Genomic DNA, 13,876 nt, shown 5'->3' with positions numbered 1-13,876 from the left:
ACGCGCATGGATACGTCTGAAGTGCAAAAGCACCGTTCTGAGTCACTCGATGAGGCCCTGCGTGAGGATATTCGCCTGCTGGGGCGCATTCTCGGCGATACCATCCGCGCCATTGACGGCCCGGCGAGCTACGGGCTGATCGAGACCATCCGCCAGCTTGCCGTGCGCTATCATCGCGACGAGGACAAATCCGCCCAGGCGGAGCTGGAGCAGATTCTGGCCGGGCTGTCCGATGCGGAAATCAACCGCGTCACCCGCGCCTTCGGCTATTTCTCCATCCTCGCCAATATCGCCGAGGATCATCACCATACCCGCCGCTGGCGCGCGCATCTGATCGCCGGGGCCGGCCCGCGTGAGGATTCACTGGCCGGCAGCCTCAACCAGGCTCGCGCGCATGGCTATGACGAAGCGCGGCTGAAGGAGTTCTTCGGCAACGCCTATATCGTTCCGGTGCTCACCGCGCACCCGACGGAAGTGCAGCGCCGCTCCATCCTGGATTGTCTGGACGCCATTGCCGGGCTGCTGACCCGGCGCGACCGGCTGGCCGATACGCTGGGCGAGCGCGCCGAGATCGAGGCCGCCTTGCGCGCCCGGGTGCTGACACTCTGGCAGACGCGGATGCTGCGCATGTCCAAGCTCTCGGTGCTGGACGAGGTCGCCAACGCGCTGACTTTCTTCGATGCCACCTTCTTCGCCGAGGTGCCGAAGCTCTATGCGGCGGTGGAGCGCGCCACCGGCGCTGGGCTGGCGGAGCTGCCGGCCTTCCTGGAAGTCGGCACCTGGATCGGCGGCGACCGCGATGGCAACCCGTTCGTGGATGCGCAGGTGCTGCGCCAGACTTTGGCCACCCAGGCGGACAAGGCGCTGACCCATTACATCGCCGAGGCGCGGAGTTTGCGCCAGGAACTCTCCTTCGCCATGCTGCTGGTCGACGTGACCCCGGAGCTGCGCGCGCTGGCGGACAACTCCCCGGATAAATCCGAGCATCGTGCCGATGAGCCCTACCGGCTGGCGCTGGCGAATGTGCAGGCGCGGCTGGCCGCTACTTATGAAACGCTGCTGGGCCGCGAGCATACCGGCTCCATCTCCGCCTCCGTGCGCGGGGTGCAGGCGCAGCCCTACCCGCAGGTGGAGGATTTCATCGCCGATCTGCTGGTGGTGGCGCGCTCGCTGGAGCGCCATGGCGCCGGGGTGCTGGCGACGCAAGGCCGGCTCGGCGCGTTGCTGCGCGCGGCGAAGGCCTTTGGCTGGACGCTGGCGCCGGTGGATCTGCGGCAGAATTCCGATGTGCATGAGAAAGTGGTGGCGGAGCTGCTGGCCATCGCCCAGCCCGGCACCGATTATCTGGCGCTGGATGAGCAGGGCCGGATCGAGATTTTGCTGAAGGAGCTGGAAACCGCCCGGCCGCTGGTCTCCCGCCATGTCGCCTACAGCGCGCTCACCGCCAAGGAGCTGGCGATTTTCGACGAGGCGCGGGCCGCGCATCTGCGTTATGGCAAGCGCTGCATCCGCACCATGATCATCTCCAAGACCGATGGTCTGTCGGACATGCTGGAGCTGGCGGTGCTGCTGAAGGAGGCGGGGCTGCTGCGCCCGGCGGAAGGCGCGCTGGATGTGAATCTGGTGCCGCTGTTTGAAACCATCGAGGATCTGCGCGCCGCCCCGGCGATCATGGAGACGCTGTTCGCCGCCCCGGCCTATCGGAAATTGCTGGCCGGGCGCGGCGATGTGCAGGAGGTGATGCTCGGCTATTCGGACAGCAACAAGGATGGCGGCTTTGTCACCTCCGGCTGGGAGCTCTATCGCGCCGAGGTCGGGCTGGTTGAGGTGTTTGCCAAACATGGTGTGCGGATCAGGCTGTTTCATGGCCGCGGCGGCTCTGTCGGGCGCGGCGGCGGGCCGTCCTACCAGGCGATTCTGGCGCAGCCTTCCGGCGCGGTGCAGGGGCAGATCCGCCTGACCGAGCAGGGCGAGGTGATCGCCGCCAAATACGGCAACGCGGAAGTTGGCCGGCGAAATCTGGAGGTGATCGTGGCGGCGACGCTGGTGGCCACCGCCGACCAGGCCGTGGCGGCGCCGCCCGAGGAGGATTTCGTCGGCGCACTCGGCGATCTTTCCGACAATGCCTTCGCCGCCTACCGCAACCTGGTCTACGAGACCGAAGGCTTTGAGGATTATTTCTGGCAATCGACGGTGATTTCGGAAATCGCCGCGCTCAATCTCGGCAGCCGTCCGGCGAGCCGCAGCAAGAGCCGCTCGATCGAGGATCTGCGGGCGATTCCCTGGGTGTTTTCCTGGGCGCAATGCCGCATCATGCTGCCCGGCTGGTACGGGTTCGGCAGCGCGGTGGAGCGGCTGCTGGCGGCGCGCGGGCGCGAGGCCGGGATGGCGCTGCTGCAGGCCATGTTCCGTGACTGGCCGGTGTTTTCCACGCTGCTCTCCAACATGGACATGGTGCTGGCGAAGGCGGATATGGGCATTGCCGCGCGCTATGCGGCCCTGGTGCAGGATGAAGAGCTGCGGGCGCGCATCTTCCCGCGCATCATCGCCGAATATGAGCGCACCCGCGCCTATCTGCTGGAGATCACCGGCCAGGCCGAACTGCTCGACCGCAACCCGGTGATGCGCCGCTCGGTGCTCAACCGCTTCCCTTATCTGGACCCGCTGAACCATGTGCAGGTGGAGATGATGCGCCGCTATCGCGAGCAGAGCGAGGATGGCGAAGCCTCCGAGCGCATCCGCAGGGGCGTGCATATCTCCATCAATGGGGCCGCGGCGGCGTTGCGCAATAGCGGGTAGCGCAGCCCGCATTGATCCGAAAATTCCACAATATGGCCTTTTGTGGAAATAACATTGCGCGCAGCGGGAGGCTGGCATGCCGGAAATCAGCCGGGGGGCGGGTGACAGGGCCGCCATAACGCGCTAGGTGAGCCGCCAGTATTTTCCAAGACCAACCAGGAACCCTAGACATGCGCGTTTATTACGACCGGGATGCCGACGTTAATCTGATCAAGAGCAAGAAGGTCGCCATCATCGGCTATGGCAGCCAGGGCCATGCCCATGCGCTGAACCTGAAGGATTCCGGCGTCAAGGAACTCGCCATCGGTCTGCGCGCCGGGTCCGCCGGCATTGCCAAGGCGGAAGGTGCGGGGCTGAAGGTGATGAGCCCGGCCGAGTGCGCGAAATGGGCCGATGTGGTGATGGTGCTGACCCCGGATGAGGGCCAGGCCGACCTGTATTACAAGGATCTGGCCCCGAACCTGCGCGAGGGTGCCGCCATTGCCTTCGCCCACGGCCTGAACGTGCATTTCAACCTGATCGACCCGCGCAAGGATATCGACGTGTTCATGGTCGCCCCGAAGGGCCCCGGCCATACCGTGCGCGGTGAATATCTGAAGGGCGGCGGCGTGCCGACCCTGGTGGCGGTGGCGCAGAACCCGTCCGGCAACGCCTTCGAGATCGCTTTGTCCTATGCCTCTGCGAATGGCGGCGGCAAGGGCGGCATCATCGAGACCACCTTCAAGGAAGAGTGCGAGACCGACCTGTTCGGCGAGCAGGCCGTGCTTTGCGGTGGCCTGGTCGAGCTGATCCGCGCCGGGTTCGAGACGCTGGTCGAGGCCGGCTATGCCCCCGAGATGGCCTATTTCGAGTGCCTGCACGAGGTGAAGCTGATCGTCGACCTGATCTATGAGGGCGGCATCGCCAACATGAACTACTCGATCTCCAACACCGCCGAGTATGGTGAATATGTCACCGGTCCGCGCATCATCACCGCCGAGACCAAGGCTGAGATGAAGAAGGTGCTGGAAGACATCCAGACCGGCCGCTTCACCCGCGACTGGATGCTGGAGAACAAGGTGCACCAGGCCAGCTTCAAGGCCGTGCGCGCCCGCAACGCCGCCCACCCGATCGAGGAAGTGGGTGCGAAGCTGCGCGGCATGATGCCCTGGATCTCCAAGGGCGCGCTGGTCGATAAGGCGAAGAACTAATCACGGTTCATCTGATCAAGCTGGCGGTGGGGGCGAAGGATGTTTCGCACCTGGCCGCCTGGCAGGAAAAAAGGGCGGCAGAGATGCCGCCCTTGCGTCATTTGACGCGCCACGCGCCCAAGCGGCGCGACGAAATTCTGGATGGCGGCTCGCTCTATTGGGTGGTCAACGGCGTCATCATGGTGCGCCAGCGCGTGCTGGATATCCGCCCGGACAAGGAGCCCGATGGCAGCGCCTGCGCCGCCCTGGTGCTGGACCCTGAACTGATCCGCGTCGAAGGCCGGGCGATGCGCGCCTTCCAAGGCTGGCGCTATCTCGACCCCAAGGACGCCCCGGCCGATCTCGGCGCCATGGGCAAGGGGGCGGAGGAGATGCCGGATTCGATGCGCCGGGCGTTGGCCGCCCTGGCGCTGCTGTAGACAAAAACGCCGCCCTGGGGGCGCGCAGGTGACGGCGAAATTTTGCGTCTCGCCGCACCCATGCTAGGTGCGGCGGGAACCAAAGGAGTCTGACGAATGGCGGTAAACGCCTTTATCTTCCCCGGCCAGGGGAGCCAGGCTGTCGGCATGGGCCGGGACCTGGCCGCATCCTTCGCCCCCGCCCGGCATGTGTTCGAGGAAGTGGACGAGGTGCTGAAGCAGAAGCTCTCCAAGCTGATGTTCGAAGGCCCCGCCGATGAGCTGACCCTGACCGAGAATGCGCAGCCGGCCTTGATGGCGGTCTCGCTCGCGGTGCTGCGGGTGCTGCAGCAGGAAGGTGGGCTGAAGCTCAACGACAAGGTCATCGTCACCGCCGGCCACAGCCTGGGTGAATACAGCGCCCTGGCGGCGGTGGACGCGTTCTCGGTTGCCGAGGCGGCGCGCTTGCTCAAGCTGCGCGGTCAGGCGATGCAGAAGGCGGTCGGCCCCGGGCTGGGCGCGATGGCGGCGCTGCTGGGGGTGGAGATGGAGCTCGCCCGCGAGATCTGCGCCGAGGCCGAAGCCGGCCCGAATGGCCGCGAAACCGTTGCCTGCGCGAATGATAATGGCGGCGGCCAGGTGGTGATTTCCGGCCATAAGGCGGCGGTGGAACGCGCCATCGAGATCGCCAAAGGCAAGGGCGTGAAGCGCGCCATGCTGCTGCCGGTCTCCGCCCCCTTCCATTGCGCGCTGATGGCCCCGGCCGCGGACGCGATGGCCGAAGCCTTCGCCAACGCCCCGCCGCATGCGCCGGTGCTGCCGATCATCGCCAACGTCACCGCTGCCAAGGCGACCGACCCCGGCCAGATCCGCGATCTGCTGGTCGAGCAGGTCACCGCCACCGTGCGCTGGCGCGAAAGCGTGGAGGAGATGGTGAAGCTCGGCGTCACCAATTTCTACGAAATCGGCGCCGGCAAGGTGCTCTCCGGGCTGGTGAAGCGCATCGCCCCGGAGGCCAGCGCCACCCCGGTGGGCAGCCCCGCCGATATCGAAGCCGTGTTGAAGGTTCTGTAAATGTTTGATCTGACTGGTAAAACCGCCCTTGTCACCGGCGCCTCCGGCGGCATCGGCGCGGAAATCGCCCGGGCGCTGCATGCGCGGGGCGCTGTTGTCGGCCTCTCCGGCACCCGCCGCGAGGCGCTGGACACGCTGGCCGCCGAGCTGGCCGAGCGCGTGCATGTGCTCCCGGCGGATCTCTCCGTTGCCGAGGAAGCCGCCCGGCTGATCGCCGACGCGGAAGCCGCGATGGGCAAGGTCGATATTCTGGTGAACAATGCCGGGCTGACCAAGGATGGGCTGGTGCTGCGCATGTCCGACGCGGATTGGGAGAAGGTGATCAATGTCGATCTCGCCGCCCCCTTCCGCCTCTCCCGCGCCGCGCTGAAATTCATGCTCCGCCGCAAGGCCGGGCGCGTCATCAATATCGGCTCGATCGTCGGCACCACCGGCAATCCCGGCCAGGCGAATTACTGCTCCGCCAAGGCCGGTCTGATCGGGCTGACCAAGTCCCTGGCGCAGGAAGTGGCCTCGCGCGGCATCACCGTGAACCTCGTCGCCCCCGGCTTCATCGAAACCCCGATGACCGACGCGCTGAACGAGGCCCAGCGCGCTGATCTTTCTGGCAAAATCCCGCTCGGCCGGCTCGGCGCGCCCAAGGATATTGCCGCTGCCGTGCTCTATCTGGCCTCCGAAGAGGCAGGTTGGGTGACCGGCACCACGCTGCATGTGAATGGCGGCATGGCAATGTCCTGATCCCCTGGCTTGGCGGCGCGTGAAAAACCATGCTAAGCGCCGCCTTGTCTGACGTTTTTAACAAATCTGACCCGGTGGCGGCCTTCAATCCGTTCCGGGGCAAAGCCAAACCAGCAGGAAAGTGATATTTCGATGAGCGAAATCGCCGACAAGGTTAAGAAGATTGTTGTCGAGCATCTCGGCGTGGACGAAGCCAAGGTGACCCCGGAAGCTTCCTTCATCGACGATCTGGGCGCTGACTCGCTGGACACGGTCGAGCTGGTGATGGCGTTCGAGGAAGCCTTCGGCGTGGAAATCCCCGAGGATGCCGCCGAGAAGATCACCACCGTCAAGGACGCGATCGACTATATCGAGAAGCAGAAGGCCGAATAAGGCCCTTTTCGCTTCCCTAAAGCCGTCCAAGGAGTTCGCATGCGCCGTGTTGTCGTAACAGGTATGGGGATCGTCTGCCCGCTTGGGGTGGGGGTCGAACATGTCTGGAAGAGGTTGATTAACGGGGAATCCGGCATTTCAGCCATCCAATCCTTCGACACCACGGAGCTGACGGCGAAAATCGCCGGGCAGGTCCCGGCGGGGCCGAGCGCCGAGGGCGGTCTCGATTTGGCGGAATGGATTCCGGCCAAGGAAGTGAAGAAGATGGACCGCTTCATCCACCATGGCATGGTGGCGGCTGCCCAGGCGATGGCCGATTCCGGCTATGTGCCGGAGACCGAGGAGCAGAAATACCGCGCCGGCGTGATGATCGGCTCCGGTATCGGTGGTCTGCAGACCATCTATGAGACCTCGGTGATGGTGCATGAAGGCCGCGCCAAGCGCGTTTCCCCCTTCTTCATCCCGGCCGCTTTGATCAATTTGATCTCCGGCCAGGTCTCCATCCGCTACGGGCTCAAGGGCCCGAACCATTCGGCGGTGACGGCCTGCGCCACCGGCGTGCATGCCATCGGCGATGCCTCGCGTCTGATCGCTTACGGCGATGCGGATGTGATGGTGGCCGGCGGCGCCGAAGCCGCGGTGAACCCGCTCGGCATCGCCGGGTTCTGCGCCTCGCGCGCGCTGTCCACCGGCTTCAACGATCGCCCGACCGAAGGCTCCCGCCCCTGGGACAAGGAGCGCGACGGCTTCGTGATGGGCGAGGGTGCGGGTGTGGTGGTGCTCGAAGAGTACGAGCACGCCAAGGCGCGCGGCGCGAAAATTTACGCTGAGATCGGCGGCTATGGCATGTCCGGCGATGCGCATCACATCACCGCCCCGGCCGAGCATCATGACGGCGCTTTCCGCGCGATGAAGGCGGCCTTCAAGAATGGCGGCCTGTCTCCGGAAGATGTCGACTATATCAACGCGCACGGCACCTCGACCCCGATGGGCGACGATCTGGAGCTGGAAGCGGTCGAGAACATGTTCGGCGAGCATGGCAAGAAGGTCGCCATGTCCTCCACCAAATCCGCGATCGGGCATCTGCTCGGCGCCGCCGGGGCGGTGGAGACGATCTTCTCGATCCTGGCGATCCGCGACAATGTCGCCCCGCCGACGCTGAATCTGCATAATCCGAGCCGTGAGTCCGTGGTCAACCGCGTGCCGCTGACCGCGCAGGAGCGCAAGATCGACGTGGCTTTGTCCAACAGCTTCGGCTTTGGCGGCACCAACGCCTCCATCCTGTTCAAGCGGGCCAGCTGATTCATCTTGCGCTGGCGGGGTCGTCTCTTTCTCGTCCTGCTCGTCCTGCTCACCGTGATCAATGCGGGGCGGATGGCGGTTCATGAAAGCTATGACGGCCCTGGTGCCGGGCGTTCGGACCTGATCCTGGTGGTGCCGCCCGGCGGCACCCAGCAGGTCGCCTCCACCCTGGCGAAAGCCGGGGTGATCGAATATAAGCTGATCTTCCGCGCCGCCGCCTGGTTTACCCGCGGCCAAGGGCCATTGCGGACGGGCGAATATCTCTTCCCCCAGCATGCCAGCCTGCACCAGATTCTGGATATTCTGCGCCATGGCGCCGAGGTGCAGCACCAGGTTACCATCCCGGAAGGGCTGACCGGCAGCCAGATCGCCGATATTCTCAATACTCTGCCGGTGGCCACGGGCCATGTGGCGCCGCCGGCCGAAGGGGCGGTGCTGCCGCAGACCTATGATTATGTCTATGACACCGCCCGCCGCGCCATTCTGGCCCGGGCCGAGGCGGCGATGCAGAGCAAGCTCGCCAGCCTGTGGGTGGGGCGCGACCCTGGCGTGCCGCTGGACAGCCCGGCCCAGGCGGTGATCCTGGCCTCCATCGTCCAGCAGGAGACGCCGCTGGAGAGCGACATGCCGATGATCGCGGCGGTGTATGAAAACCGGCTGAAGGCGGGGATGAAGCTGCAGGCGGACCCCACCGTGATCTACGCCGCCACCGACGGCAAGCAATCAGGTGGCACCGGCATCACCAAGGCGGATCTGGCGCTGGCCTCGCCTTACAATACCTATATCGTCCAGGGTCTGCCGCCAGGGCCGATTTGCAATCCGGGGGAGGCGGCGCTGCGGGCGGTGCTGCATCCGGCGCAGAGCGACGCGCTCTATTTCATCGCCGCCAAGGATGGCAGCCATCGTTCGGTCTTCGCCACCGGACTGAAACAGCAGCTGGAGAACATCCAGCATCTCTGGAACCAGAAGCGTTAAAGCATCAAATCAAACGCATATTGCGCTAAAATTCGCAAAAGTTTTTTGGTGCCGCTTTTTTTCAAAAAAGCGGCGAAACACCAGGGTGCTTTTGCAAAAACCGCGCCGCCGCAAGAAAACAGCTGCCCTAGAGCATCAAGCTTTTAGCTTGATGCTCTAAATTTTGTTTTAGCGAGCAATTTCATGTGTTTATTTTGACGCTGGCGCGTCAACCTAAACACATATTGCTCTAAAGCCGCTTTTTGTGCGGTCAGCCCTTCGGCCCGAAGCCCAGGAACCCGGCCTGCGGGTCAGGCGTGCCGGTGCCGGCATTGCCGTAATGCGGCGCGGGACTGGCCTTGGCCGGCTGCATCGCCGGTGGCGGGGCTTGCTTGTGAGATTTGGCCTGCTTGCTGCTCTTTGCCGGGGCCGCTGGGGTGTTGTTCAGCGTCCAGGGCTGGCCCATCGTGCCGCCGCCGCCTTGTGCCGCGATCTCGTTGCGGCTGCCCAGCAGCAGGAAGGTGATGGCGTTGCGGTTCAGCGCGATCGACATGTCGATCGGCGTCTCCCCAAACTGGTTCTTGGCGGAGAGCTGCGCACCCCGGCTGATCGCGTCCTGCGCCGAGCCGTAATCGTTTTTGCTGATGGCGGTGAACAGCTCCTGCGTCGGGTCGCCGCCGATGGGCGCCTTCAGCTGCGGCCCGGTGGAGGGCGGGGCCATATTGCCCACCCCCGGCAGGCCGGAGGGGGCGATATTCGGCTGGCGCGGCTGCATTTTTGGCGCCGGTGAGCCGGCCACCCCGCCCATGCCCAAGCCAGAGCCCATGCCACCGGCCATCTGCGCAAAGGCGGGCGCGGCAAAAGCACAAAGGGCGACGCCCAGGGCAAGGGAATGAACGTTTCTCATGGCCATGCTCTGTACTGCATGCGCAGGATGGCGTCCATGCGCATGCAAACCGCGCTTGGTTACTTCTGCTTGCCCTTCAGCGCCGCCAGCTCCGCCTGCAGCCGCTCCACCTCGGCGCGCAGGCTGGCAATCTCTTCCTGGCTGTCCTGCGGCGTCTCTGTCTTGGGCTCGTTGCCGTAGAAGGGTGAGAACAGGGTCATCGCCCGTTCCATCATCGCCATGTTGCGCCGGCCCATATCCTCCACCCCCGGCGGCATGAACGGGCCGAAGGTCTTGCTCACGGTTTCGCGCACGCTTTCCTGCTGGCGCATGAAATTGGCCATCGCCTGTTCCAAATATTTCGGCATCAGCCCCGGCATCTCGGTGCCGTACACGCCGATCAGCTGGCGCAGGAAGGTGGTGGGCAGCAGCGCGTTGCCCTTGCCCTCCTCCTCGACGATGATCTGGGTCAGCACCGAGCGGGTGATGTCGTCCCCGGATTTCGCGTCATAGACCACGAAATCGCGGTTGTTGCGCACCATTTCGGCAAGGTTTTCCAGCGTGATGTAGCTGGAGCTCTCGGTGTTGTAGAGCCGGCGGTTGGCGTATTTCTTGACGATGACGGGCTGCGGCGTGGACTGGACCGTTTCATTCATGGTTGTTCTTCCATCCCGATTCGTGATGAGACAATGTACCAGACCATAAAAACACGAAATTTGTGCGCTGCACAGGCTGGCCTTGCATGGCATTCCTGGCGAAACTGCGGGGGCGGGTTAGGGTAGGGCGCAAGACCGCAGGGACCGCATGGCGCATGGACGAAAAGCTGGCCAAGGATTTCGTGGCCGTCTGGCAGAGCGAGCTGACCGCGATGGCGGCCGACCGCGAGCTGCGCGAGTGCTGGGTTGCCACACTCGCCCTCTGGGCGCAGGCGGCCAACGCCGCCGCGGCGCTGATGCCGCATGAGCCTGCGCCCGGAAGCCCCCGCCCCGCTCAGCCGGCGCGGCCCGCGCCCGCTGCTGCTGCATCTGGGCCTGGCCTGGATGAGGTCGAGCGGCTCAGCCGCCGCGTCGCTGAACTTGAACAGCGTCTGGCCCAGCTTCTCGACCGGCGAGACCCCGCCTGACCCGCAGGCCGCGGAGGCCTTGTTCAAGGAGATGCTGCGCCAGGACAAGGCGCTGATCGCCGGCATCGCCGCCTATCGCCGCGATGGCTATGTGCGCGAGATGCGCGATCCGCCCGCGATCTGGGAAGAAGGCGAGAGCCGGGTGCTGGATTATGGCGGCGATGGCACCAAGGTGCTGTTCGTCCCCAGCCTGATCAACCGCGCCTATATTCTCGATCTGATGGAAAGCGCCTCGATGCTGCGCTGGCTGAGCGGGCAAAGGCTGCACCCTTATCTGCTGGATTGGGGCTGGCCCGGCGAGGTGGAGCGGCGCTTCTCGCTCACCGATTATATCGCCGGCCGGCTGGAGCGGGCGCTGGCGGCGCTGGAGGGCCCGGTGGTGCTGGCCGGCTATTGCATGGGCGGGCTGCTGGCGCTGGCGGCCGCCTTGCGCGCCCCGGCCAGGGTGAAGGCGCTGGCGCTGCTCGCCACACCCTGGGATTTCCATGCCGAGGATGCGGATACGGCGCGGCGTGTCGCCGAGATGGTGCCGTTCATGGAAGCGACGATGCAGTTTTCCGGCACCTTGCCGATCGACGCGCTGAACACGATGTTCGCCATGGTCGATCCGTTCGGGGTCGGCGAGAAATACCGGGATTTTGCCGGGCAGGACAAAGCCAGCGCGCGCGCACGGCGCTTCGTGGCGATGGAGGATTGGCTGGCCGATGGCGTGCCGCTGGCCGCCCCGGTGGCGCGCGAGGCGCTCTCCGGCTGGTACGGCGCCAATAGTACGGCGCGCGGGCAATGGCGCGTGGCCGGGCTGGCGGTGGACCCGGCCCGGCTGGAGATGCCCGCCTTCTGCGCCATCCCAGCGCGCGACCGGCTGGTGCCGGCCGGCTCAGCCCGGGCTTTGGCGGCGCTTTTGCGCCATGTCACGGTCATCGAGCCGCAGGCCGGGCATATCGGCATGGTCGCGGGCACCCATGCGCAAACGTCACTTTGGCGGCCTTTCGCGGATTGGGTGCTCGGTCTATCGTGAGTGCAACGACTACGAGTGAGACAAAAGGAAACCAGGACATGGAAGATATCGTCATCGTCTCCGCGGCCCGTACCCCGGTCGGCAGCTTCAACGGCGCCTTCGCCACCACCCCGGCGCATGTGCTGGGTACCGTCGCGCTGAAAGCCGCCATCGCCCAGGCCGGTCTCTCGCCTGAAGATATCGATGAGGCGATCCTGGGTCAGGTGCTGACCGCGGCACAGGGCCAGAACCCCGCCCGCCAGGCCGCCCGCGCCGCCGGCATTCCGGACAGCAAGACCGCCTTCGGCATCAACCAGGTCTGCGGCTCGGGGCTGCGCGCCGTCGCGCTGGCCGCCCAGCAGATCGCCTCCGGCGAGAGCAAGATCGTCATCGCCGGCGGCCAGGAGAGCATGAGCCTCTCCACCCATGCCGCCTATCTGCGCGCCGGGCAGAAAATGGGCGATATGAGCTTCATCGACACGATGATCAAGGACGGGCTCTGGGACGCCTTCAACGGCTATCACATGGGCATCACCGCCGAGAATGTCGCCAAGCATTGGCAGATCACCCGCGACGAGCAGGATGCGCTGGCTTTGGGCTCGCAGCAGAAGGCCGCCGCGGCGCAGAAGGCCGGCAAGTTCAAGGACGAGATCGCCCCGGTGACGCTGACCTCGCGCAAGGGCGAGGTCGTGGTCGAGAATGACGAATATATCCGTCACGATGCCTCCGCCGAGACCATGGCCAAGCTGCGCCCCGCCTTCACCAAGGACGGTACGGTCACCGCCGGCAATGCCTCCGGCATCAATGACGGCGCCGCCGCCCTGGTGGTGATGAGTGCCAAGGACGCCGCGGCGCGCGGCCTCACCCCGCTGGCGCGCATCGCCAGCTTCGCCACTGCCGGCGTCGACCCCGCGCTGATGGGCTCCGGGCCGATCCCCTCTTCCAAGAAAGCGCTGGAGCGCGCCGGTTGGAAGGTCGGCGATCTCGATCTGATCGAAGCCAACGAGGCTTTCGCGGCGCAGGCGGCGGCGGTGAATAAGGAGCTGGGTCTGGACCCGGCGAAAGTGAATGTGAATGGCGGGGCGATTGCCATCGGCCATCCGATCGGCGCGTCCGGCGCGCGCATCCTCACCACCCTGCTGCATGAGATGAAGCGCCGCGACGCCAAGAAGGGTCTGGCGACGCTGTGCATTGGCGGCGGCATGGGTGTCGCCATGTGCGTGGAGCGCTAGGCTCTTCGAAAATATCAAACCCCAGGCGAAGGCCTGGGGTTTTTTAATGTCTTGTGCCACCTTACCTTCTGCGTGGCACGTAAGCGAAGCGAGGAAACATGGCGGTCAGCAAAATCTCTCCCAATGCCGTGGAGGCCCTGAAGGGCAAATTGTTCGATGGCATGACGATCATGTCCGGCGGGTTCGGCCTATGCGGGATACCGCAGAGCCTGATCGAGGCGATCCGGGAGTCTGGGGTGAAGGATCTAACCGTGATTTCCAACAATGCCGGCATCGATGGCGCGGGGCTCGGCATTCTGTTGGAGACGCGGCAGATCAAGAAGATGATCTCCTCTTACGTGGGTGAGAACGCCACCTTCGCCAAGCAGTTCCTCGCTGGCGAACTGGAGATCGAGTTCAATCCGCAAGGCACGCTGGCGGAGCGCATCCGTGCCGGCGGCGCGGGCATTCCGGCCTTCTTCACCGCCACCGGCTATGGCACGCAGATCGCGGAAGGCAAGGAAACCCGCGAATTCAACGGCCGCCATTATGTGATGGAAACCGGGCTGTTCGCGGATCTCTCCATCGTGCACGCCTGGAAGGCCGATACCGAGGGCAATCTCGTCTATCGCAAGACCGCCCGCAATTTTAATCCAATCATGGCCACGGCGTCGAAATTCACCGTGGCTGAGGTGGAGGAGATCGTCGAGTCGGGGCAGATCGACCCGGATCACATCATCACGCCGGGCATTTTCGTGAAGAAGATCGTCAAGCCCGCGACCATCGAGAAACGTATCGAACAGCGCACCGTGCGCAAGAAGGAGGGTTGATC

General features: G+C 64.9%; 13 protein-coding genes. 11 read left to right on the top strand and 2 right to left on the bottom strand.

Annotated features, from left to right (window positions below):
- Nucleotides 1-6 precede the first annotated feature (6 nt).
- The 8 genes from ppc (at nt 7) to mltG (ending at nt 8,848) form a co-directional block, all read left to right on the top strand.
- Nucleotides 7-2,799 carry a phosphoenolpyruvate carboxylase gene (ppc, locus tag ACZ46S_RS11585; protein ID WP_464061839.1) on the top strand — a complete coding sequence of 931 codons (2,793 nt, stop codon included), beginning with the start codon at nt 7-9 and terminating at the stop codon, nt 2,797-2,799.
- A 170-nt stretch (nt 2,800-2,969) separates the two neighbouring features.
- Nucleotides 2,970-3,989 (top strand): ketol-acid reductoisomerase, encoded by a 1,020-nt coding sequence (gene ilvC / locus ACZ46S_RS11580; protein ID WP_464061838.1) that lies wholly within the window; start codon nt 2,970-2,972, stop codon nt 3,987-3,989.
- A complete protein-coding gene (locus tag ACZ46S_RS11575) occupies nt 3,989-4,408 on the top strand; it encodes a DUF1489 family protein (RefSeq protein ID WP_464064285.1) in 420 nt (139 codons plus the stop codon). Before ilvC ends, ACZ46S_RS11575 begins: the two co-directional genes overlap by 1 nt.
- A 96-nt stretch (nt 4,409-4,504) precedes the next feature.
- Entirely contained in the window at nt 4,505-5,461 is a 957-nt protein-coding gene (fabD, locus tag ACZ46S_RS11570; protein ID WP_464061837.1) for an ACP S-malonyltransferase, read from the top strand.
- Nucleotides 5,462-6,199: a 3-oxoacyl-[acyl-carrier-protein] reductase gene (gene fabG, locus ACZ46S_RS11565; protein WP_464061836.1), complete on the top strand. Its 738-nt coding sequence runs from the start codon at nt 5,462-5,464 to the stop codon at nt 6,197-6,199. It begins immediately after the preceding gene.
- Nucleotides 6,200-6,331: 132 nt separating this feature from the next.
- On the top strand, nt 6,332-6,571 hold the full coding sequence (locus ACZ46S_RS11560) for an acyl carrier protein (RefSeq protein WP_008494968.1): 240 nt from the start codon (nt 6,332-6,334) through the stop codon (nt 6,569-6,571).
- Nucleotides 6,572-6,610: 39 nt separating this feature from the next.
- Nucleotides 6,611-7,873, top strand: a complete 1,263-nt coding sequence (gene fabF, locus ACZ46S_RS11555; RefSeq protein WP_295738631.1) for a beta-ketoacyl-ACP synthase II — start codon at nt 6,611-6,613, stop codon at nt 7,871-7,873.
- A gap of 6 nt (nt 7,874-7,879) precedes the next feature.
- Entirely contained in the window at nt 7,880-8,848 is a 969-nt protein-coding gene (mltG, locus tag ACZ46S_RS11550) for an endolytic transglycosylase MltG (RefSeq protein WP_464061835.1), read from the top strand.
- A gap of 250 nt (nt 8,849-9,098) precedes the next feature.
- Here the strand turns inward: mltG and ACZ46S_RS11545 are convergent, their stop codons facing one another.
- A complete protein-coding gene (locus tag ACZ46S_RS11545; protein ID WP_464061834.1) occupies nt 9,099-9,653 on the bottom strand; it encodes an ankyrin repeat domain-containing protein in 555 nt (184 codons plus the stop codon).
- A 140-nt stretch (nt 9,654-9,793) separates the two neighbouring features.
- Nucleotides 9,794-10,369 (bottom strand): polyhydroxyalkanoate synthesis repressor PhaR, encoded by a 576-nt coding sequence (phaR, locus tag ACZ46S_RS11540; RefSeq protein ID WP_295738622.1) that lies wholly within the window; start codon nt 10,367-10,369, stop codon nt 9,794-9,796.
- Between the two features lie 303 nt (nt 10,370-10,672).
- Between phaR and ACZ46S_RS11535 the strand changes: the two genes are divergently transcribed.
- The 3 genes from ACZ46S_RS11535 (at nt 10,673) to ACZ46S_RS11525 (ending at nt 13,874) form a co-directional block, all read left to right on the top strand.
- Nucleotides 10,673-11,854, top strand: a complete 1,182-nt coding sequence (locus ACZ46S_RS11535; protein WP_464061833.1) for an alpha/beta fold hydrolase — start codon at nt 10,673-10,675, stop codon at nt 11,852-11,854.
- A gap of 38 nt (nt 11,855-11,892) precedes the next feature.
- Complete coding sequence (locus ACZ46S_RS11530; protein ID WP_295738616.1) at nt 11,893-13,065, top strand: acetyl-CoA C-acetyltransferase; 1,173 nt, start codon at nt 11,893-11,895, stop codon at nt 13,063-13,065.
- A 98-nt stretch (nt 13,066-13,163) separates the two neighbouring features.
- Nucleotides 13,164-13,874: a CoA transferase subunit A gene (locus tag ACZ46S_RS11525; RefSeq protein WP_464061832.1), complete on the top strand. Its 711-nt coding sequence runs from the start codon at nt 13,164-13,166 to the stop codon at nt 13,872-13,874.
- Nucleotides 13,875-13,876 lie beyond the last annotated feature (2 nt).

The organism is Acidocella aluminiidurans (assembly GCF_055383125.1).
Note: the sequence above shows the minus strand (reverse complement) of the source record. Positions and strands in the feature narration are given on the sequence as shown.